The following is a 22,499-nucleotide window of genomic DNA, read 5'->3' on the forward strand; positions in this document are numbered from 1 at the left end:
ACATGCCGCTCATGGGCACGCACAGGTAGCCTCTGAGGCGGGCGAAGTAGTTCTCGGCCACGTTGGCCGGGGCGGAGAAGGAAGAGAGGGTGCTGGTGGAGGTGGGGGCGGTGCCGGCGGGCAGCTGGTCCACTTCCACGGCCCGCGGCGAGGCGCCGGCCCAGAACTCATACGTGATGCCGCCGGTATTGGCGCAGGTAACAGGAGTAGGCGCACTTGTTACCAAGAAACTTCGGGTAACGGACATTGCCCCTGCGGATGCACTCACTACTACTGTTCCCTCCATCCCGGTTAGGGTAATGGTATTGCCGCTGATAGTGGCCGGACCAGAAACTATACTAAGCATCACTGGTAAATCAGGACTAGCGGTGGCGGTCACCGTGAATGGGGGACTTGTTGTAAGCTTATCAGGTATGGGAGGAAAATCAATGGTAACTTTATCGAAGATCCAGGTCAGTCCACCTCCAGCGCCAACTCCACCAACTGAAGCTACAATTAAGTCGGTTCCAGCCTTGGTGCCGATGTAACAGAACCGGGCAACGCCATCTGGGCCGGTGATTGCAGAACCAGAAAGGACATTCGTTCTGGTGACGGAAAAGTCAATCTGAGCTCCGGCTACTGGTTGGCCATCTATATCGGTGGCCGTCGCCAATACACAGTATTCACTACCTACATTGGCTACGAAGCCATTGGGAAAACTCAACCTGATAGCTCTAACTGCATTCACCACTATGGAAATATTTCTGGTGATGATGCCAGAGCCAGATCCGCATCCGCCGCCGGAGCCCGAGGTAGGGGTGCCGGTTACTTTATAAGTTCTGGTGGTAGTGGGGGTGGCAATCACGGTAGAACCGGTGGTGGTGTTCAGGTCTGTGGCAGGCTCCCAGGTCCAGGTATACCCAGAGACATTTTTAATTTCCAGGGTGACGGGCGCAACGGTTTCTGTGCGGTATACGCCGGTAGCAGTGATGTCTGTGCCGTTGGCAAAGATATAGGGTTCTGCCGTTGCCTCTAACGCGGTGTTGAGTTGGGAACGGTCCAGTACATAGGCATAAGAAAAAGTGATTTCCTGGCCGGGCGCCAGGGTGCCGAAGTTATAGGCCAGGGAGATGGCTTCATCGGCTTCATTGGTACCGGATTGGGCAAAACCGTCACCAGTCCAGACAGCGCTCGCGTCTCTGTTAGAGAAGCCGCCGTAGGTAACCCTTGCCCGGCTGTCTTTGGTTCCTAAGCCCAGATACTGGCCATAGGTCAGGCCCACTGCCTCTACCAGGGCTTCATTACAGGGGGCAAAGGTGGGTTGGTACACCACCGTGTTTCTGGTATCAAAATCGCCGGTCCAGGGCTGTTCATTGTCGGGGTCCACGTTTCTCATGTAGAACACGTTGGGCATGGGGGAAGAAGTGGTGTTTCTTATGGTCACCTGCATCACAAAATAAAGCCCATTGGTAGGGAAGAAGGTGCGCTGCGATACAGACAGGCCCGCAACCGCGCCAGACCAGGTAGCCGATACCTCGCTCCCGGTGTTGGTATAATCTGTGATAGAGCCAGGAACCCCAAAAGAGCTCATCAAGGCTGAGTTGAAATAGTTGGTGCCGTTGATTTCAATGCCCCAGCCTTCTTCCGGGGTACCAGGCACGAAATAGTCCCCATTATGGGCCGGGGTGCCCACGTCCCAGCCGTCTTTGGCCGGATCAGCCACAAAGCCCAGAAAGCCTCCGCTGGAGTTGGCATGGTAGCCACTGGGGGCGGCCGTTTCTGTACCGAATGATCCTGCGCGGGAGACACCCACTTCCAGGTACTGGCCTTTCAGGAACGCGTCATTTCCAATTTTTTGCGCTAAGGCAGCAGTGGTGGTCAAGAGCAGCAGGAGGAGTATCCTGTACAGAGGCAATACTGTACTAGTATATAGTTTTTTCATAACGTTCTAGGGTAGAGGTTTCTTCATTTGATTGCTTGGTAATTGCTCGCCTTCTTTTTGAAGTGTCCGTTCCATTCTGCCAGGCTCCAGGAGGCCGGGGCATATTTTGTATGCAGCTCCACGGTCACTTTCTTGCTTGGGTAGTCCACGGTGAAGGCTACCAGGTTGTCTCTGTACCGGTTGAAAAAACTGGTAGCCTCTTCCTGATTCGTGAACCCAAGGCCACTGATGTCAAAAACATACTGGGTTGCCAGGGGCGCCGAGGCATCAAGCGTAATGAGCATGTCTTTGCTGATGGTGGCGGGAGCCGCTTTTTTGCCGCCTGCCTGGGCTTTGGTTTCTTGGGCAGCGAAGGTGAAAACTGCCAGAAGGAAAAAGAGGATCTTAAACTTTTTGAAGGCGTTACCAAAGCCCTTCGACTTTTGGAGCGAATACTGATTAATTCTCATAGTATTTCTGCAATGGTTGAGGATAGGAAAAAAATGGACATACCAATTCAAGCCACGTTCTGTCACGTGTTGCGGGGAGCGGTAAACAGTTTTGGCTGGGCCTGCTTTAGCCTTGAAGAATAATTAAATAGGAAAGCGTACTATCCAGTGAAGACTGGAATTCTTTGGGATTGATAGCTTTTTCACCCCGCCATAGGGTATGGTCATGTCTTAAGCCTTTGGCGTTAGCCAAAGCAAAGCCTGTTGCACTTTTTGTGCAAAGGAAGAAAGTATTAAAAGGAGATTAAACGATGCCCAATGAAGGGCTTTCCTTAACAAGGAAATAAGGATCAAATTACATCAAGCTCCATTTGGGGCATTAGAAAGATAAGCAGGTACTAAGGAACCAACCCCTTGAATAGCGCATATTTTCGCGTTTTTAGGCAAAAAGGGCACTTTCATGATAGCGTTCATCGTATTTTCTTTTAGGGAGGAAAAATAAATACCATCACCTCATGCCTTACATGAAGCGTTCACTTACTACCACTTTAAATCTGTTCCTGTAATTCTTTTCAACCTAGTTGCCTCCTTGCCTTTGTAGTTGTCTAAATTTAAAGAACAGGTAAGGATGCAATTTTTTACCTTTCAGAATTCAATGCTTTCTGTTAAACTGATTAGATAATGGGAGTTTTATGCCGTGATCAACTATTGACGGCATTAACCCAAGTTACTTAGGTAAAGCAGTCAGGGCCTCCCAAATTAATTGCTTATAAATCAACTCTTATTAACCACTGCGGGGCATAAGAGATTGACAGAACGAAAGTAAAAAAATAAATAATTATGCCAATAAAAAATTGTAATAAATGGTTGTTTTTCTAATAATTACCTAAAAGTAGGTATAGCGATACTCTTGTAAGGAGTTGGAAATATCCTTCTAAGTATTCCATGGCATAAGCCAAAAATACGGGGAATCAGGGAGAGTACAGCGTTGATACCTGAGACTCTGGCGCCAGAGGAATTAGATGTGATTAGCCAACATTTTCACCATCCCTTAAATCAAAGGCTCGTTTTCTGAAGAGCATTAAATCAGTGCTATATATGGCAAAGGGCCCCTCCCGTGAAACCAACTCCACGCTAGTAAAAGGTACTCTGATGATGGTTAGGTCCTAGGTGACGTGCCTGATCAGTCAAGCCAAAAAAAAGCCCCAGAACACAGTCAGGATGGGGGCTTATTGCTATTCTGCGGAGAGTTCGCCAAAAAGCTTGCTTGGTAGAGCGACGGTCTCTTCCTGCCTTGCCTCAGCGGACTCTTCTTAGCCTGCTTCTCTGCAGACTGATTCCCCAGTTTTCTTGCTGTTGGCAAATAAAGTGGCAAATATGCCCCGCCCTGGTGGGGTAAGAGCTTTACTTGCCCAAAGCAACTGCCCCTGGCCGGTCTTCTGTACAGATCAATGTTTCTGATGGTTCAGGCCTTTCCCGTGTTTTCCTAGCTCATTCAGGGCAGCCCTGAACCCTTGGGCCAATTGCGTGGCCGGTCCTTGGCCATAATAATGCAGGAAGATCATGTGCGGGTCATCCCCCAGCATGTGGTTATGCAGCGCCACCACTTCCAGGTTATGCCGGCGTAGCGCCGAGATCACCGGGTTCACTTCTGAGGACAGCATTGCCACGTCGCCGGCTATATGCGCCTTCTCCTTGGTGCCGGCAAACGAAGCCCAGGAATTCAGGCCTATGGCCGCTGTCATCTCGGCGCCCATCGCCATCACCGTTAAGTCAGGGCGGCCAATGGTGTATTTGTAGGTAGGGCCGTTGACAGTACCGGTGTGCTTTACAATGGCATCCAGGGCCGGGAGGTCAAAATTCTCCTTCCCTGTAGGAGCGGCAGCGGCCCCCGTAGCTGTATTCCCACTCTGGGTACCTGACGTTGGCGCTTGCCCACCCGGCTGGTTCTTGGGCGAAATCTTGCTCTGGCTGATGGTGGCAGCGAACTTTTTGGCCAGTTCCGCGGGAGTTCCCATGCCGTGCAGGTGCATGTAAAAGATGCGGGGTTCCTCATAGAAGAAATGGTTGTGGATGGCGCTTATCTCCAGTCCGTTGGCCAGGGCCGCGGAAATCAAGGGGTTGACTTCTTCCTGAAGGAGCACTGTATCACTCATGAGCATGGCCGTTTTACCATCTACGGTTCTTTTGATGGCCACCCATCCTCCAAAACCGAAGGGGATGGGTACGGCTTCTCCCTTTACCCTCACCTTCAGATCATTGCGGGGAAGGGCCGTGTTGTGCGTGGCCTCTTCTTCTTTGTAGGTGCCTTTCTTGCCCAAAGCAGCCTCAATGGCCACTATCTCCGCGGGAGTGAGGGGAGGCGTTTTTTTCTTGGCGGGAGCGGCAGACAGCTCCCATACGCCCAGGGCAGACGCTCCTCCCAAAAGGGCTGTGGCCTGTAAAGCATGACGTCTGTTCATAAAGACAAATGCAAAGGTTTAGAAACACATGATGCTGTGAAATGCAGAATACAGAGCCAGGCAAACCCGAGGCCCACGGAGGTGACTTTCTACGAACGGAGGGAACGGGAGAGGGTTTCTCTTAAGGGGGAGGAAGCAGCCGTTTTTAGGCTATTTTCTTGAAAAGAGGGCAGGAACGCAGTGGGGATTTCTATAGGTAAACGTAATGGAAAGGCAACAAAAAAGCCAACCTCGGGGAGGTCGGCTTTTTCAGCACTAAAAGTATGGGAAAACTAATCTTGTAAAGATTAACCTCTTTTTTCTTTGATACGGGCAGCTTTACCAGAAAGGCCTCTCAGGTAGAACAGACGGGCTCTTCTCACTTTACCTCTGCGGATTACTTCGATCTTCTCAATATTTGGAGAAAGAACCGGGAAAATACGCTCAGTACCAATTTGGTTAGACACTTTTCTTACAGTGAAAGTCTCGCTGGCACCAGAGTTTCTGCGTTGCAATACCACACCTTGGAATTGCTGGATACGCTCTTTGTTACCCTCACGGATTCTAACGTGAATATTCACGGTGTCGCCAGCAGCAAAAGCAGGGATAGAGGCACGCTTCTCAGTGTATTCCTGCTCTACTAGTTTAATTAAATCGCTCATGACTATAATATATAGTGTCTGTTTATCTGCAAAATTCGGAGTGCAAATATAGACGTTATTTTTCTAATTGTAAATCAACAACTACTAATTTTTTTCTTCGCGCAACAAATCCGGCCTCAGTTGCCTGGTGCGTTGCACGGCCTGCTCAAAGCGCCACTCCTCTACCTTGGGAGTATTGCCAGACAGCAGGATGTCTGGTACGCCATGTCCTTCAAAATCAGCGGGCCTGGAATAAACCGGTGGCGCCAGCAGATTGTCCTGGAAGGAGTCTGAGAGCGCACTGCTCTCATCGTTGAGCACCCCCGGGATCAACCGGATGAGCGAGTCAGCCAAGACCGCCGCGGCCAGTTCTCCGCCAGAGAGCACATAGTCACCTATGCTGATCTCATGGGTCACGAACAGGTCCCGCACGCGCTGGTCCACGCCTTTGTAGTGGCCGCACAGGATGATGATGTTCTGCAGCAGAGACAACCGGTTGGCCATGGGCTGGTTCAGCGTTTGGCCGTCTGGGGTCATGTAGATCACCGCATCATAGGGGCGCTGGGCCTGGAGTTCCCGTATGCACTTGGCAATGGGTTCTACCATGAGCACCATGCCGGCCCCGCCGCCAAACGCATAGTCATCAATCTGACCATGCTTGTTGATGGCGTACTTGCGGAGGTCATGCAAGTGTACTTCCACCAGGCCTTTGTCCTGCGCCCGCTTTAAGATGGAATGGTCAAAAGGACCCGTGAGCAGGTGCGGCTGGCAGGTGATGATATCAAACCTTGTCATCGTCCTCTTCTTCCAAAGGTGGTTCCTCTACCTGACGGTTAGAGGGTTGGGTATAAACTTCCAGCAGGCCCTCTGGCAGGTTCACGTAGAGTCTGCGCTCCTCTTTGCTGGTGCGCAAGATGATCTCATCCTGAACCGGGATCAGTACCTCATGGCCTTGGTACTCCATGGCCAGCAAATCCTGGTTAGGCAAGTCAAAGAACGTCTGCACCGTACCCAGTTCACCCAATTGCTTGTCTACCACCGTGTACCCGATCACCTCATGGAAGTAGAACTGGTCCTCTTCCAGCTCTGGGAGCTGGTTCAGGGGCAGGTAGAGGCTTACGCCTTTGAGTTTTTCGGCATCGGCCACCGTGTTCACATCCTCAAACTTGAGAATGCTGCGGCCTTTGTCCTGGGGGTTGAGGTCATCAATGAAAAAAGGAACCAGTTTCCCGTTTATCAACAGGAAGACTGATTCCAATTCATCGTACTCTTCCGGAAAGTCCACGTCAAAAAACGCGACTACCTGGCCTTTGGTGCCATGCGCCTTCACGATATACCCCAATTGGAAGCATGCGTCTAACGTCATGGCCGGTAAAATTAAGCTTGTGCTTCTTCAGTAGCGTCAGCAGCTGGCACGTCAGCGGCACCTTCTGTGGCCTCACCTTCAGCGGCAGAGGCTTCTTCTGCTACAGGCGTGTTTTTCTTCTGGATTGCTTCAGCACGGGCAGTGTTCACTTTGGCTTCAGCCTCCAGAGCAGCTTGTCTCTTAGCAGCTTTGTCGGTGCCTAATTTCTCTACTTTGCCAGTGATTTTGGCTTCTTTGGCGGCTTTCCACTCAGCGTAGCGGGCATCTGCCTGCTCCTGCGTCACGGCGCCTTTCAAAACACCAATCTGCAAGTGTTTTCTGAACATCACACCGGTGTAAGAAAGCATGGCTTTCACGGTGTCTGTAGGTTGTGCACCTTTCAATACCCAATCCAACGCTTTGTCTTCGTTGAAGTTGATAGTGGCGGGGTTGGTTAAGGGGTTGTACGTACCCAGTTTCTCAATGAAACGACCATCACGTGGTGAACGGGCATCTGCAACTACGATATCATACATCGCAGCTTTCTTGCGGCCTCTGCGGGCCAATCTGATTTTAACAGCCATAGCTAAATTTGTTAATGCGCCGGATCCCGTCCGGCATTGGGGTGCAAATGTACGCAACTATTTTTGAATGTGCTAACGGTTTGTGGATTAGAAGATTTAGGGATGTGAATGATTTGCAGATTTGAAGATGTGGTGGGCCGAATGCGTTTTTGGGGTACTATTCTGAAAACAGGGCCAAAACGGGCTTTATCTGGAAAAGCGAGGTGGAAACAGGGGGACGCCAAAGGATAACTATGGTGTTGCGGATAAAAAGCGAAAGCCCCAACTCCGTTTCAGGGGTTGGGGCTTTTGTGGGTTAAAACTTTCTAACGTTAGGCCCGGGCCTTCTTCAGTTTAATGATGCCAATCTTATCTAGGGTCCAGATCACCGGGTAAGTGGGGTCTACTTCCCACCATTTCACCCCGAAGTTCACGCGGTTAGGCAGTTTGTGGTGGTTATTCTGGAACAGCTCGCCGCCGGTCAAGAAGTCAAAGAAAAGCGAGTTGCGGGATTTGTCATGGTTGTCAAAGTTCTGGTAGCCGTATTTGTGGCCGCTCCAGTTCACGATAGCGCCGTGCAGCGGGCCCATCAGGAAATGCAAAGGCAACAGCAGGTACATCCACCACTCTGTGGCGAAGTTGATGTAGAAAAGCACGTACAGCACACCCCACGCCAAGCGGGAACCCCAGTGGTCACCTATGCTTTCTAAAGCGCGCCAGGTAGGGTAGTTGCCGTCAAAGCGCATCTCAGGCTCTACCCGGTTGTTGAGAAAATCATTGTAAATGTTTTTGGTCTTCCACATCATGGAAAACGCGTTACCCGAGAAATGCGGGGAATGCGGGTCACGCGCCGTGTCTGAGAAGGCATGGTGCATGCGGTGCATGATGGCATACGCCCTGGGCGACAGGTAAGAAGAACCCTGGCTGAGATACGTGAGCAAAAAGAAGAATTTCTCCCAGAAAGGGTTCATGGTGAACATCTTGTGGGCGGCGTACCGGTGCAGGTAGAACGTCTGCACAAACAGGGAAAGGTACCAGTGTGCTACAAAAAAGAGGAGAATGATCATGCGTGAAGCGTGCAATTAATTAGTTGTGCCAAACAGGAGCGGGCTCCTTTGAAACAGTACTGTGGTAAATAAGTTCACAAAGCTACAACGCTTGTCTTTAACGGCGTAAAAACAAATCCAGAAAATTTGGCAAAGTGATGAAAATCATTTTTGGCGTAACCGGGCCAAAAAGGTTAAGCGGGGTGCAGACGGAGAAGAAAGGTACTTTTCTGCCTTAGGGAAGATGGGCAAAGAGCAAAAGTTTCTATAGTCTTGCCGCGGGGAAGAAGCTTTGCTTTTTTCTCTGTAATACGTTGCCTAAACAGGTGAATTGGCGGGAGATGGAAAAAACTACGGCAGAAACGGCAGCCAGGCTGCAATAGACGGGGGAGGGGCCTGCACCGTCACCCAGGTTTTTAAGACCGGGTGCTCAAAACCCAGTTCGCGGGCGTGCAGGCAGATGCTTTTATTAGGCAGAGGTTCTGGGGCGCCGTACCGCAAATCACCAATGATAGGGCATTTCAACGAGGCCAGTTGTACCCGTATCTGGTGCGGCCGGCCAGTGACTGGGCGTACCTCCACCAGAAATCTGCCAGCGGTGCCCTTTAACAGGGAATAGCTGAGCTCTGCCCGTTGGCTGCCGGGCTTTTCCTGGGTCAGGGCCTTGGTGGTATTGCGGGCCGCATCTTTCACGAGCCAATGCACCAAAGTGCCCTTCTCAGGGTTTGGCGCCCGCAAGGTAAGCGCCCAGTATACTTTTTTGGTGGTATGCAGCCGGAACTGCTCATTCAGCCGGCTCAGGGCCTTTGAGGTCTTGGCCAGCAACACCACGCCGCTCACAGGGCGGTCAAGGCGGTGCACCACTCCCATGAATACATTGCCGGGCTTCTGGTATTTCTGCCGGACGTACTCTTTGGCCAGTTCAGACAAAGGAACATCGCCCGTCTCGTCGCCCTGTACCAGTACTCCGCTGGGCTTGTTCACCACCAGAATATGGTTGTCTTCAAAAAGGACGTCTAACGCAGCAGGAGCGGGCATGGGTGGGAATTGTTGTTAGTGATGAGTGCCTAGTGATTAGTTCTCTGTGGTTGTCTTTGGTGCCTGCAGAGTACTTGTTTTGGGCGTGTTTTGTGAAAAATAGCCTTAATAGCCTTATAAGATATTTAGGCGTAGCCAATCTTACATCTGCTTAAAAGTTATTCCACTAATCACTACCAACTAATCACTAAAAACTAATACGCTTCTTCCTCCGTGGGGAAGTTCAGGGATTTTACGTCTTGGATGTAGTTGCTCACCGCGCCCGTGATAATGTCATGGAGTTCGGCGTACCGGCGTAAAAAGCGCGGTTTGAATTCTTTGGTAATGCCCAGCAGATCATGGATCACCAGCACCTGGCCATCAACGTGCGGTCCGGCTCCTATGCCGATGATAGGAATCTCCAGTTCATCTGCCACGCGCTTGGCCAACGAAGACGGGATCTTCTCCAGCACAATGGCAAAGCAACCCAGTTCCTGTAGCAGGCGGGCGTCTGAGAGTAATTTTTCGGCTTCAGCCTCTTCTTTGGCGCGTACCGAGTAAGTGCCGAATTTATAGATGGACTGCGGAGTTAGGCCCAAGTGCCCCATCACGGGAACGCCTGCGCTCAAGATACGGGTAATGGATTCCTTTATTTCAACGCCACCTTCCAGCTTCACGCCGTGGGCGCCAGATTCTTTCATGATCCGGATGGCCGAACGCAAGGCCTCAGAGGAGTTACCTTGGTAAGACCCGAACGGCAAATCCACCACCACAAACGCCCGTTTGACCCCGCGCACCACAGAAGAGGCGTGGTAGATCATCTGATCCAGGGTGATGGGCAGCGTGGTTTCATGGCCCGCCATGACGTTAGAGGCAGAATCCCCTACCAATAAGACATCTGTGCCTGCCGCGTCCAGCAAGGTAGCCATGGAGAAGTCATAGGCGGTGAGCATGGAGATTTTCTCGCCTCGCTCTTTCATGCTTTGCAGCTGGTGGGTGGTTACAATCTTCACCTCGCGTTTCTGAACCGACATAATCAAATAGTGTATTAGCCTTGGGCAAAGGTAAGGAGTGGGAATTTGGAATCAGAGCCTAAAAACCAGAAATTATCTGGCTTGGAAATGGCCCATAGGAGGACGCCAGCGCATGATCAACTTCTTGAAAAGGCCTCCGGGAGCAGGAGGGATGTGCCCTGCTTTTGGGAAAACAGGCCAAAAACAGCGCGGCCACCTTGCTGGAAGATGGCCGCGCCGGGTAGATCAGGAAAGACAGTTAAGCCTTAGTAAGGCCGTCCGCTGGCGCTGCTGCTGCGTCTCAGGCGAAGGTCTTGCAACAAGGCAGATTTGGCGTTGATGTTGATGGAATAGCGCTGCAGAACCCCAAACGGCACCCAGTCAATAGACATCTGCCAGCAGTGCAGGTCGCGCACAATGCCAATGTTGGTGTAGCTCAGGATCTTGTTCTTAAGGTCATAGCTGGTGGTGTAGTTTACCGCCCATTTATCGGTAAGCGTCACCGAACCGTTGATGCCCGCTGAAGTGGCGTTGTTCATGAGCTTGTCGGTGAGGGCGTCTCTGGTGAAGTTAGAGGTAAGGTCCACGGACAGGGTCCAGGGAATGTTGAACTCCACGTAATCGGCGGCGGTCACTGTGCGCTGCAAGGCCGGTAGGTTAGTGGGCGGTGCAGCCCCGGAGGCGGCCTGTTGCTTGCGGGCCTGCTGGTTGAACTCAAAGCCGGTGTTGAAGTTCAGGTTCATGAGGCGGGCCAACCGGAATCCTCCGCCTTCTATCAGGTATCTGTCTACTGGCCGCCCATTCTCATATTGGTAAGGGTCAAAGCTTCCTGAAAGGGTGACCCCCACGTTGTTGAACAACTTGGTAGAAAGGTTCACGCTGATGTTGGAGAGTTTGAAGGAGTCGGCGGCCATGTTGTAAGAGCCTGCCAGGTTGAAGGCGTCTATCAGGCTTACCTTCTTGAAGACCCCGGCGCTATCGGTTTTCACCTTCATCTCCACGTTGTTGTTGACGGAGAAGGAAAGCGCGCTACTCAAGCCTGGGCCGGGCACGTTCCCTTCCAGGCCTTGGAACCGGGAAAGCAGTTGGGTATTGCCTAAGCTGTCACGCTGCACGCGCTGATAAAAACCAAACTCGGGGTTCCCGAAATCGGGCCGGAAGCTATAGGAGAGGTTGGGGGTAAGCGTGTGGCGGATGGCTTCAATCTTCTTGCCTTTGATTTGGGCAGTACCGTACAGGTTGGTGGCCAGGGAAACGCCGCCTTGGTATTGATACGTGCGCTGCAGTCCTTTCAAGGTGTCTACCGCCAGCAGGTTTGATCCCGGAACGTTCCGGTACGTGAATTTCTTGGTGAACCAGCTCTCACTGTAGCTCACGCCCGGCGTCAGTTTGAAGTACTTGAACAGGCTAACGGTTCCCAGCGTGATAGGAATGTCATGGTTGATGCTGGTGCGGGCATTCCGGAAAATCTGTGACAGGTTGGAACCGTTAATGGCCACCACCGTGTCACGGCCCATGCGGTTAGAGAACGGGAAGCCCAGGCCTGAACCCGCCGAGATGTTGTTGGTCACGTACTGGCGGGCGTTCAGGTTATACCCAATCCTGATGCCTTCAATCCAGCGGCCGGTGAGGGTGCCCCCAAACCATTCAATAGGGCTCTGGCTGGCCACCCCAAAACTGAAGTCCGGCAGCGTGAAGCTCATCTGCTGCACCGGTACCTGCTCCCCCTGGGCGTTGGCCTGTGTTCTGGTGGTTTGGCTTTGGGAGATGGTCACGCCGTAGTTGATAGGCGAGTTGGGGCTGCTCTTGCGATAAGAAACGGTAGAGTTGAAGGCCGGCGACAGGGCGTTCTGCGGACTGGTGGAATTGCGTTGGTTGTAGAACTGGCTACCGGCGTTCACGCTGGCTGAGAATTGCCCCTGGCCCGGGCGGGTGACCGGTTGGTGGCTCCAGCTGATCCAGATGTCACGCGAATCTGAGCGGTAGTTGTACACATTGTCAGTGGTGGCCCCGGCGCCTATGTTTTCGCTGGCCTTGATGAACGTATGGCTCAAAGAAAAGCTTCCGCTGAACTTGTACCGCTTGGTGTAGGTAGACTGTACCCGGGCGCCGTACCCGCCCAGCGAGTAGATGTCACCGGTGAGACGCAGGTCCATGTACTCATTCATGGCCCAGTAAAAACCACCCTCCCGCAGGTAGAACCCCTGCTGGTTTGATTCCCCAAAGGTAGGGATGATCACCCCGGAGCCTCTTTTACGGGGCGAAGGGAAAAACCCGAACGGCAGGCCTATGGGCGTGGGCACATCAGCGAACACCAGGTGGAAAGGCCCGGCAATGACCCGGTCATTGGGGATCACCTTCATTTTGGTGGCCTTTATGTAAAAGTGCGGGTGTTCCAGGTCACAGGTGGTGTAGCGGGCGTGGCGGCCATAGATGCTGCCAGCCGAATCGCGCTTGATGGTCTCGGCGTGGATGAAGCCTTCGCCCTGCGTGGTGACCGCGCCAATCACCCGGCCTTTCTTGGTCTTGTAGTTGTAGCTCATGCGCTCGGCCTGGTACGTTTCCGCCCCGTTTTTGAACAAAGGCTTGTTCTGGAGCACCCCGGCAGAGTCCTTCATTCCTTCGGCGTCAATGATGCTGGTCTTCCAGTTGATCTGGATAAAGGCGGCGTCCAGGGCTACCTCTCCGTAGTCAATGTGGGCATCACCGTAGAGGTACATGATTTGGCTTACCGCATCATAGCGGATAGAATCTTTGGCTTTATAATTGATAGTGGTCTCAATGTCGCCGCGTTTCTTAACGGCGGCGGTGTCTTTGGGGGTAACCACCAAGGAGTCAGAGCGGGTAGGGCGAACCTGCGCGTGTCCCTCATTGCCAGAAAAAAAGGCAATCCCGTAAAACAGGGCAATTGCCAAAAACAGGAGGGGGCTCTTCTGATTCAAGTATTTTTTTTGTTATTTTGTTAACCTAGGACAAAGTTATTAACAATAGCTTTTAACTAACGTATCCTGTGAAAAATATTGTCTCGCTTACCTTCCTTGCTTTCTTACTGTTTAGTTCTTTCACCACCTTTGAACGGAAGGATGTAAAAATACGGACCATAGTGATTGATGCCGGCCACGGCGGAAAAGACACAGGCTGTAACGGCGCCTCTGCCAAGGAGAAGGACGTTGCCCTCAAAGTAGCCCTCAAACTGGGCGAGTTGATTGAAGAGAACATCCCGGACGTGAAGGTGATCTACACCCGCAAAGACGACCGTTTTGTGGAGTTGATTGACCGGGCCGGTATCGCAAATAAAAACCACGCTGACCTTTTTGTCTCCATCCATTGCAACGCCGGACCCAGCTCCGCCTTCGGCACAGAGACCTATACCATGGGGTTGCACAAGACCAGCGGGAACCTGGCCGTAGCCACCCGCGAGAACTCGGTTATCTTGCAGGAAGAAAACTACGAGAAAAAGTACAACGGCTTTAACCCTACCTCGCCGCAAAGCCACATCCTCTTCAGTTTATACCAAAGCGCCCACATGGAGAACAGCCTGCGGTTTGCCCAGAAGGTAGAGAGGGAGTTCAAACACAAAGTGGGCCGTTCCAGCCGCGGCGTGAAACAAGCGGGGTTCCTGGTGCTCTGGAAGTCTGCCATGCCCAGCACCTTGATTGAGATCGGGTTCCTCACTAATCCGCAGGAAGAGAAGTTCCTCAACGATAAGTCCAATCAATCGTATATGGCATCAGGTATCTACCGGGCTTTTAAGGACTATAAGCAAGAGCTGGAAGCCATGAACTAAAAATCTTACCCCTGTGAAATTTTCTAAAGAACTCAAAGTAGCGGTGCTGGGCATTGTGTCCTTGGCGGCGCTCTACGTGGGCTTTCTCTTCTTAAAAGGCAGTAGTATCCTTTCCTCTACCCGTACCTACCATGTGGTCTATGACTCTGTGGAAGGCCTGGCGGTTTCTAACCCCGTGCTCATCAATGGGTTCAAGGTTGGGTTGGTGAAAGAAATGGTACTAGACCAGAAAAAGGGCAACAAGATTCTGGTCACCCTTGACGTGGAGAAAGACATAGACGTAGGTGATTCTACCGTGGCCATGCTGGTAAGCTCAGATATCTTGGGGAGCAAGGCGATTGAGCTCTACATGGGGCGCAACAAAACGCGTTACAACGGCGGCGAGTACCTGATCCCGTTTGTGAAACGAAGCATCACGGACATGCTCTCCCAACGGGCCATGCCTGTGCTGGGTACCGTTGATTCTACCTTGCAAAGGCTGAACAGCTTCCTGGACAAAGATGCCAAGCAAAGCATCCAATCCATTCTTCTGAACGCCCAGGCTACCTCTGAGACCCTGCGGGCGGTGGCATTGGCCAACCAAGGCAACATCAACGAGATCACCAGCAACCTGGCGCAATTGACTGCGGCCCTGCGCGGCACGGAGGCCAAGTTCAGCCGCCTGGCCAGTAACCTGAACACCATCACAGATACCATAGACGTGGCCTCCATGAACAGCGCCATCAGAGGCCTGGATAGCACTATCTCGCAGGCCCAACTCACCATGAGCAAGCTCAATGAGACCAATGGCAGCCTGGGAAAACTCATGAACGATGACTCCTTGTACCGCAACCTGAACGGCTCCAGCGAGAGCCTGAACGCGCTGCTCATGGACTTGAAAGCCAACCCGAAACGGTACGTGCATTTCTCGCTCTTGCAGATAGGCGGCGGTACCAAGGTAGACAAGGCCTCTAATGTGAAGGATGCCAACAAAGTGAAAAATGCCGGTAACGTGCAGAATGCCGGTACGGTAGAAGAGAAGAAATAACGTGGAGGATGCCTTTTAAAAAGCGTTTTGGTGCCGTTTTCAATGAAGCGGGGCCAAAACGCTTTTTTATGCCCTTGCGTACAGGAAGGGAAAAGCCTAACAACTGTTAGGCTTTTCTGAATTTTACTATATTTGTCTACCCCACGTGGGGCATTCACCCCTAACCACCGCTTTCATAGATCTATGGATATTGAATTCAACAAGAACGAAGACAGCCTCAAGCAACTTAGCTTCCAACTGAAGGCCAGACACAACAAAGTAGCCTTGGGTGGTGGCGAGAAAGCCATTGCCAAGCAGCACGAGAAAGGCAAACTCACCGCCAGGGAGCGCATCCAGTACTTGTTAGATGAAGACTCAGAGTTCCTGGAGATTGCCGCCTTCGCTGGCGAGGGCATGTACCAGGAATACGGCGGCTGCCCCGGCGGCGGCGTGGTGGCCGGTATTGGCTACGTAAAAGGCCGGCAGTGCATGGTCATTGCTAATGATGCCACCGTGAAGGCCGGAGCCTGGTTTCCCATCACGGCCAAGAAAAACCTGCGCGCCCAGGAGATAGCCCTGGAAAACCGCCTGCCGGTCATTTACCTGGTAGACAGCGCCGGGGTGTTCCTGCCCATGCAAGACGAGATCTTCCCAGACAAAGAGCACTTCGGGCGCATGTTCCGCAACAACGCCATCATGAGCTCAGAGGGCATCGTGCAAATCTCCGCTATCATGGGTTCCTGCGTGGCGGGTGGGGCCTACCTGCCCATCATGAGCGACGAGGCCATGATTGTGGAAGGCACCGGCTCCATCTTTTTGGCCGGTTCTTACCTGGTGAAAGCCGCCATTGGCGAAACCATTGACAACGAAACCCTGGGCGGCGCCTCCACTCATTCCGAGATCTCCGGCGTCACCGACTATAAGTTTGAGACCGACCAGGAGTGCCTAGACCATATCCGGAACATTTTTGATAAAATGGGCGAGAACCCCAAAGCCGGGTTCAGCCGCGTGCCATCGGCAGCGCCGAAACTGGACCCGAAGGAAATCTATGGGATTCTGCCGCAGGACCGCGTGAAGCCTTATGACATGATGGAGATCATCTTGCGGTTGGTGGACAACTCTGAGTTTGAGCCTTACAAAGACCTCTACGGGCAGAGCCTCATCTGTGGGCTGGCCCGCATTGACGGCTGGGCCGTGGGCATTGTGGCCAACCAGCGCAAGATCGTGAAAAGCAAGAAAGGCGAGATGCAGATGGGCGGCGTGATCTACTCAGACTCCGCAGACAAGGCCGCCCGGTTTATCATGAACTGCAACCAGAAGAAGATTCCGCTGGTGTTTTTGCAAGACGTGTCGGGGTTCATGGTGGGCAGCAAGGCCGAGCACGGCGGTATCATCAAAGACGGGGCCAAGTTGGTGAATGCCATGAGCAACTCCGTGGTTCCTAAATTCACCATTCTGATAGGCAACAGCTACGGGGCCGGCAACTACGCCATGTGCGGCAAGGCGTATGATCCTCGCCTCATCTATGCCTGGCCTACGGCACAATTGGCAGTGATGAGCGGCGCCTCGGCGGCCAAGACCCTGTTGCAGATCCAGGTGGCCTCCCTCAAAGCCAAAGGCGAGGTCATCACCCCCGAAGCCGAGAAAGAGCTGCTGGACAAGATCACCGACCGGTACAATGAGCAGCTGAGCCCGTATTATGCGGCCGCTCGCCTGTGGGTAGACGGCATCATTGACCCATTGGAAACCCGCAAGGTGCTTTCTATGGGCATTGAGGCAGCCAACAACGCACCCATCACCAAGCCCTTCAATGTGGGTGTGATCCAAACCTGATTTTAATTAGGAATTAGGAATTAGGAATTAGGAATTAGGAATTAGGAATTAGGAATTAGGAATTAGGAATTAGGAATTAGGAATTAGGAATTAGGAATTAGGAATTAGTTTTTCCCTGACCGCCTTACCATAAAGAACAGGGAAGCATTTCTGGGCTGCTTTTGGGAAAGGCGTCTGGAAACGCTTTTGCCCCGGTTCTCGTTCTTGGAGGGAGGCAGGATAAGAAGAATCTGGTGCATCGTTTCCTGAAGAGATTCGGCAGATTCCATTCTTAATTCCTACTTTTAAATTCTTAATTGAAAAAGGTTTGACCAATAAAGAAATAAAGGCCCTGATCTCTCTGCTGGATGATGAGGATCCGGAGGTGGTGGCGCACGTGCACCAGCGCATTGTTGATCTAGGCGATACCATTACCCCTTTTCTGGAGGAAGCCTGGGAAGAAAGCCTGGACCCCGAGCATCAGAAGAAACTGGAGGACCTGATCCATGACCTGCAGTACTCCTCGTTGCTGCAACGCCTGAAAGCTTGGAAAGAGGAAGGCGGCACCGATCTGGTGCGGGGCATGTGGCTGGTGAGTTCGTACCAATACCCAGACGTGAGCCTGGAAGACCTCAACCGTTCCATTGACCAGCTGTATTATGAGGCCTGGGTGCACGTGCGCCCAGACATGCACCCGTATGACCAGGTGAAAACCCTCAATTACGTGCTCTTCAAGCTGCACCGTTTCTCGGCGAATACCAAGAACTTCCATGCGCCGGCCAACTCCATGCTTAACCAGGTGCTGGAAACCAAACGCGGCAACCCACTTTCGCTGTGCGTGGTGTACATGACCCTGGCCCAGCGCCTGGGTTTGCCCGTGTACGGCGTGAACCTGCCCAACCTGTTTGTGCTCACGTTTAAGAGCGAGATCCTGCCGCAGTTCTACATCAACGTGTACAACCGGGGGTTGATCCTCACCAAAAGCGACATTGACAATTACCTGCTGCAGCTCAACCTCAACCCCCTGGAAATCTTCTATGAACCCTGTTCGCCCATTGACATTGTGCGGCGGGCGCTCCGGAACCTTTCCCTTTCCTATGAGAAACTGAACGACCCGGAGAAAGCCACTGAGATAGAGCGGCTGCTAGATGTGCTGGGCGATGAAGAGTCGGCCCAGGCCCAGGGCGCCGCAGAAGGCGGCCTGAACGAAGACGAGGAAAGCGGAGACAGCTACGGCGAAGACGACGACGAAGAAGACCTCTAGCATTTACGGCCTACTTTAGCCTTAATGGGCCAGAAATGGGAGCCTTGCCAACAGAGAAGCCATTCCGGCAGGAGTGGCTTTTTCTATGCCTGTTTTTTTCTGGCCGGGGAGGTGGAAGGGAGTTTTTGGGAAAACAACCGGGAAACAAATTTTGGCGGCCGCGGCAGATCACTATCTTTAGCGCTTCATCCTCAGCATCATGATACAGAAGAGTACCCGCTTAGACCATGTGTTCTACGAGATTAGAGGCCCCATTTTTGAAAAAGCCATGGATCTGGAGAAGCAAGGTTCCCGGATCACCCGCCTCAACATTGGCAATCCCGCCCCCTTCGGGTTTGAGGCCCCAGATGAGATTGTGCATGACGTGATGGTGAACCTGCGCAATGGGCAAGGGTACACAGATTCAAAAGGCCTCTTCGCCGCCCGCAAGGCCATCATGCACTACAGCCAGAGCAAAGGCCTCCAGCACGTGCACGAAGACGACATCATTATTGGCAACGGGGTAAGCGAACTCATCATGCTGAGCATGCAGGCGCTCCTCAACAATGACGATGAGATCCTGATCCCGGCCCCGGATTACCCGCTCTGGACGGCCGCCGTGAACCTGTCTGGCGGCAAGGCCGTTCACTACCTCTGTGATGAAGCCTCTGACTGGTACCCAGACCTGGCGGACATGGAAAGCAAGATCACCTCCCGCACCAAAGGCCTGGTCATCATCAATCCCAACAACCCCACCGGCGCCGTGTACCCCGCAGAGGTGTTGCAGCAGCTGGTGCAACTGGCCGAGCGGCACAAACTGATCGTGTTCTCAGATGAGATCTATGATAAGATCCTGTATGACGGGGTGGCGCATTTCTCTACTGCCTCGTTCGCGGAAGATGTGCTGTGTCTTACCTTCAGTGGCCTTTCCAAGAACTACCTGGCCGCCGGTTTCCGGGCCGGCTGGATGGTGGCCTCAGGCAACAAGGCCATTGCCACCTCTTACCTGGAGGGCCTCAACGCTCTGGCCAGCATGCGCCTGTGCAGCAACGTGCCCTCGCAGTTCGCCATCCAGACCGCACTGGGGGGCTATCAGAATATCACTGACCTGGTGTTGCCCACGGGCCGCCTGCACAAGCAGCGGGAAATATGCTACGAGAAACTGACGGCTATCCCGGGTATTTCCTGCGTGAAGCCGGCGGGCGCTTTTTACATGTTTCCCAAAATAGACACCAAAAAATTCAACATCCAGTCAGACGAGAAGCTGGTGCTGGATTTCCTCATTGACCAGCACGTGCTCCTGGTACAGGGAACCGGCTTCAATTGGAAACAGCCAGACCATTTCAGGGTGGTGTACCTGCCCACCGTGGAAGAGCTTTCTCTTACCTTAGACAAGCTGGCGGTCTTCCTGCAAGATTACGACGGCCGCAGCTAAGGAAGAAGGTTTTTTCTTGTCCTTAAATTGGAACATCTAAAGGTGGATGCTTGCCTGTTTTGGCGCTGGTTTTAAAATATTAGCGGGAAAACAGTTGCTTTCAAGAAGAATACCCGGTACATTATCTTTTTATGCAGGTGAAAAGGTAACGGATGGGGAAGACTTCTACTGGTATTATTTTACGATGGGTTCTTGGCGGGGCAATGCTTCTCTCTCTGGTATTTCCAGCGGCGGGGCAGCAGAGGTTTGTTCCTTTGCGGAAAGCCGCTATGGCACCTGCCCTCGCCGGGCCTCACACCAAAGCGAAGCGGCTTCAGGTACGGGTCCAGGTAACCGACCAGAAGCAATTCCTGACGTGGCTGCACGCTGCTTTGCCCCATGTAAGGTCAGCGGTAACTCCGTTGCCCGCTGTCTTGCTCTTAAACCACCTCTCGCCGCCAGACTTCTCGGTATTGACCCAGTGCTCCTTTGTTACGTTCATAGATGTTGCCCATCGGGTGCCGCAGGAAGAAGCTTATCTTCAGAACGCAGATTTAACGGTGAACCGGGTAGAAGCGGTGCACGTAGGGTTTCCTCAGATCACGGGGAAAGGCCTGGTGGTCTCTGTGAAGGAAAAGCCCTTTGATGCCACTGACCTGGATTTCAAGGGCCGGGTGATTCCAACGGCCCCGGCGGCCGGGGCACCTACGCCTCATGCCACCAGCATGGCAACCCTGGTAGCCGGGGGCGGCAATACTTCCCCCGGGGGCAAGGGAGCCGCCTGGCAAAGTCATGTACTCTCCTCAGACTTCTCGCGGCTGTTGCCAGATGAGACCAGTTGGCTTAAAAGCCACCAGGTATCTGTGCAGAACCATTCCTATGGGGTGGGGGTGGAGAACTACTACGGGCTAGAAAGCCAGGCGTATGATGCGCAAACCCTGGCCTTGCCGGAACTGCTGCACGTCTTTTCCTCGGGCAATGCCGGGGTTCAAACCCCTGCCCAGGGGCCGTATGCCGGCGTGCCGAAGTTTGCCAACCTTACGGGACAGTTTAAAACCTCCAAGAATACGCTCGCCGTGGGCGCCATAGACACCTCGGGCCAAGTAAGCGCCCTGAGCTCCAAGGGGCCCACCTTTGACGGTAGAATCAAGCCCGAGGTAGTGGCCTTTGGCGAGTCTGGTTCCTCAGAGGCCTCAGCGGTGGTGTCTGGCGTGGCGGCGCTGTTGCAGCAGGTGTACCAGGAACAGCAGAACGGGGTACTTCCGCCGGCCGCCTTGGTGAAGGCCGCCCTTATCAATAGCGCCAAGGAAAAAGGAAGGCCCGGCGTAGACTATGAGGCTGGCTTTGGGAGTATAGATGCCCTGGCGGCCGTACGCACCGTGCAGGCCCAGCGGTACCACCTGGGTTCGGTAGCCCAGGGCGAGGAGCAGGTGTTTCCCATCACGGTGCCAGCCTCTGCGGCCCGACTGAAAGTAACCCTGGTGTGGCACGATCTGGCTGGAGACCCCGCCGCCGCGTCTTCCTTGGTGAACGATCTGGACCTTACCCTGCATCATCAAGCCACTGGTCAGCAATGGCTGCCCTGGGGATTAAGTGCCTACCCGCACCCAGACTCTCTCCGGTTACCTGCCCGGCGCCAAACAGACCGCCGTAACAACGTGGAACAGGTAACCTTAGACTTGCCCGCGGTTGGCTTATACCACGTGAAGGTGAAAGGCCATCGTCTACGTTCCCCGTTGCAGGCTTTCAGCCTTGTGTATGGGGTAGAGGAAAAACTGGAGTGGGTGTATCCCAGCTCCGGCAGCCAGCTCAAGGCCGGTCAGGTAAACCGGCTGCGCTGGCTAGCTCCACTGGCAGGGAGCCAGACGGCGAAAATCGAATTCAGGTGGGCGGGGAAGGCGTGGCAGGTAATTCAGGAGAAGGTGCCTTTCCACCAGCAGTCCCTGGACTGGCGGGCGCCGGATTCCGCGGGCCTGGCGCAGGTGCGGATAACAGCCTCTGGGGGAGAGGTTTTGTCTTCAGGGATTTTCCAGGTAAGTCCGGTGCTGCCGCTGGAAGTGGGTTACCAATGCGAGGGAGAGGTGATGCTGTTCTGGCCTAAGGCAAAAGGAGTAGCCACCTACCAGGTGTACCAGTTGGGCGCCCAGTTCCTGGAGCCGTTGCCCCCGGTGCAAGACACGGTCTACCTCTTTCCTAAAGAGCGGCACCCGGGCGTGCACTTCGCCGTAGCCCCCGTCATTGGGGCTTCCCCAGGCATCAAAAGCTTCACCCTAGATTACCAGCAGCAGGGGGTAGACTGCTATATCAAGAACTTTGTAGCCCGTAACACGGTGACCGACTCTGTGCGGCTGCATCTGGAACTCAGCACCGTCTATGGCTTGGCGGGTGTTTTTCTGGAGCGGCTGAGCCAAGGCGTTTTCCAGACGGTGCAGGAACTCAGCAAACCTGCCAATACCCAGATCTCCTGGTTTGACCTGAACGCCACCCCGGGCCCTAACCAATACCGGGTAAAGGTGGTGACCACGAACCAGCAGGTGTTTTACAGTGCCACAGAAACCGTCTTCTACACCCCGAAAGAGTTTATCCAGGTTTTCCCGAATCCGGTAGTAGCAGGAGGGGAGCTACAGGTGGTGGTAGCAGATGATGCATTGGCCCAGATCCAATTTGTAGACCATTTAGGTAGATTGGTGAAGGAGACAAAGCAGGATGGGGCTGTTAAGAAGATTACTACCAATGGTCTTAAAGCGGGGGTCTATGTCTTGAAAATCACTTCATTAAATGAGCAAATTAAAATGGTGAGAGTGGTGGTGTTATAATCACGT

Annotated in this window: 17 protein-coding genes; 6 read left to right on the forward strand and 11 right to left on the reverse strand. The window is 53.1% G+C overall.

The window, feature by feature from the left end; translation table 11 throughout:
- The 11 genes from FOE74_RS02615 to FOE74_RS02665 form a co-directional block, all read right to left on the reverse strand.
- On the reverse strand, window positions 1-1,921 hold a 1,921-nt coding region (locus FOE74_RS02615; RefSeq protein WP_192576579.1), incomplete at its 3' end, for an Ig-like domain-containing protein.
- Between the two features lie 23 nt (window positions 1,922-1,944).
- Window positions 1,945-2,370 carry a hypothetical protein gene (locus FOE74_RS02620; RefSeq protein ID WP_149097036.1) on the reverse strand — a complete coding sequence of 142 codons (426 nt, stop codon included), beginning with the start codon at window positions 2,368-2,370 and terminating at the stop codon, window positions 1,945-1,947.
- Between the two features lie 1,427 nt (window positions 2,371-3,797).
- Window positions 3,798-4,811, reverse strand: a complete 1,014-nt coding sequence (locus FOE74_RS02625; protein ID WP_149097037.1) for a DUF1259 domain-containing protein — start codon at window positions 4,809-4,811, stop codon at window positions 3,798-3,800.
- Between the two features lie 287 nt (window positions 4,812-5,098).
- Window positions 5,099-5,452 carry a 50S ribosomal protein L19 gene (rplS, locus tag FOE74_RS02630; protein ID WP_149097038.1) on the reverse strand — a complete coding sequence of 118 codons (354 nt, stop codon included), beginning with the start codon at window positions 5,450-5,452 and terminating at the stop codon, window positions 5,099-5,101.
- A gap of 84 nt (window positions 5,453-5,536) precedes the next feature.
- Window positions 5,537-6,226 carry a tRNA (guanosine(37)-N1)-methyltransferase TrmD gene (gene trmD / locus FOE74_RS02635; protein WP_149097039.1) on the reverse strand — a complete coding sequence of 230 codons (690 nt, stop codon included), beginning with the start codon at window positions 6,224-6,226 and terminating at the stop codon, window positions 5,537-5,539.
- Window positions 6,213-6,797 (reverse strand): ribosome maturation factor RimM, encoded by a 585-nt coding sequence (gene rimM / locus FOE74_RS02640; RefSeq protein WP_149097040.1) that lies wholly within the window; start codon window positions 6,795-6,797, stop codon window positions 6,213-6,215. Before rimM ends, trmD begins: the two co-directional genes overlap by 14 nt.
- 11 nt (window positions 6,798-6,808) lie before the next feature.
- The gene (locus FOE74_RS02645; RefSeq protein WP_149097041.1) at window positions 6,809-7,360 is read right to left on the reverse strand and encodes a 30S ribosomal protein S16; all 552 of its coding nucleotides are present in this window, start codon (window positions 7,358-7,360) and stop codon (window positions 6,809-6,811) included.
- A 311-nt stretch (window positions 7,361-7,671) separates the two neighbouring features.
- On the reverse strand, window positions 7,672-8,406 hold the full coding sequence (locus FOE74_RS02650) for an acyl-CoA desaturase (protein ID WP_149097042.1): 735 nt from the start codon (window positions 8,404-8,406) through the stop codon (window positions 7,672-7,674).
- Window positions 8,407-8,736: 330 nt separating this feature from the next.
- A complete protein-coding gene (locus FOE74_RS02655) occupies window positions 8,737-9,423 on the reverse strand; it encodes an RluA family pseudouridine synthase (protein ID WP_149097043.1) in 687 nt (228 codons plus the stop codon).
- Window positions 9,424-9,617: 194 nt separating this feature from the next.
- Window positions 9,618-10,436: a 3-methyl-2-oxobutanoate hydroxymethyltransferase gene (gene panB / locus FOE74_RS02660; protein WP_149097044.1), complete on the reverse strand. Its 819-nt coding sequence runs from the start codon at window positions 10,434-10,436 to the stop codon at window positions 9,618-9,620.
- Window positions 10,437-10,681: 245 nt separating this feature from the next.
- Window positions 10,682-13,357: a putative LPS assembly protein LptD gene (locus FOE74_RS02665; protein ID WP_149097045.1), complete on the reverse strand. Its 2,676-nt coding sequence runs from the start codon at window positions 13,355-13,357 to the stop codon at window positions 10,682-10,684.
- 68 nt (window positions 13,358-13,425) lie between these two features.
- Between FOE74_RS02665 and FOE74_RS02670 the strand changes: the two genes are divergently transcribed.
- From FOE74_RS02670 to FOE74_RS02695, 6 genes are all read left to right on the forward strand, one after another.
- A complete protein-coding gene (locus tag FOE74_RS02670; RefSeq protein ID WP_149097046.1) occupies window positions 13,426-14,202 on the forward strand; it encodes an N-acetylmuramoyl-L-alanine amidase family protein in 777 nt (258 codons plus the stop codon).
- Window positions 14,203-14,215: 13 nt separating this feature from the next.
- On the forward strand, window positions 14,216-15,229 hold the full coding sequence (locus FOE74_RS02675; protein ID WP_149097047.1) for an MlaD family protein: 1,014 nt from the start codon (window positions 14,216-14,218) through the stop codon (window positions 15,227-15,229).
- A 183-nt stretch (window positions 15,230-15,412) separates the two neighbouring features.
- On the forward strand, window positions 15,413-17,041 hold the full coding sequence (locus FOE74_RS02680; RefSeq protein ID WP_149097048.1) for an acyl-CoA carboxylase subunit beta: 1,629 nt from the start codon (window positions 15,413-15,415) through the stop codon (window positions 17,039-17,041).
- A 307-nt stretch (window positions 17,042-17,348) separates the two neighbouring features.
- Complete coding sequence (locus FOE74_RS02685; RefSeq protein ID WP_149097049.1) at window positions 17,349-18,284, forward strand: transglutaminase-like domain-containing protein; 936 nt, start codon at window positions 17,349-17,351, stop codon at window positions 18,282-18,284.
- 199 nt (window positions 18,285-18,483) lie between these two features.
- Window positions 18,484-19,698, forward strand: a complete 1,215-nt coding sequence (locus FOE74_RS02690) for a pyridoxal phosphate-dependent aminotransferase (protein WP_149097050.1) — start codon at window positions 18,484-18,486, stop codon at window positions 19,696-19,698.
- Between the two features lie 269 nt (window positions 19,699-19,967).
- On the forward strand, window positions 19,968-22,493 hold the full coding sequence (locus tag FOE74_RS02695; protein ID WP_188686328.1) for a S8 family serine peptidase: 2,526 nt from the start codon (window positions 19,968-19,970) through the stop codon (window positions 22,491-22,493).
- The last annotated feature ends 6 nt before the right edge of the window (window positions 22,494-22,499 follow it).

The organism is Rufibacter glacialis, from assembly GCF_008271745.1.
In the GTDB taxonomy this organism is placed as follows: Bacteria; Bacteroidota; Bacteroidia; order Cytophagales; family Hymenobacteraceae; genus Nibribacter; species Nibribacter glacialis.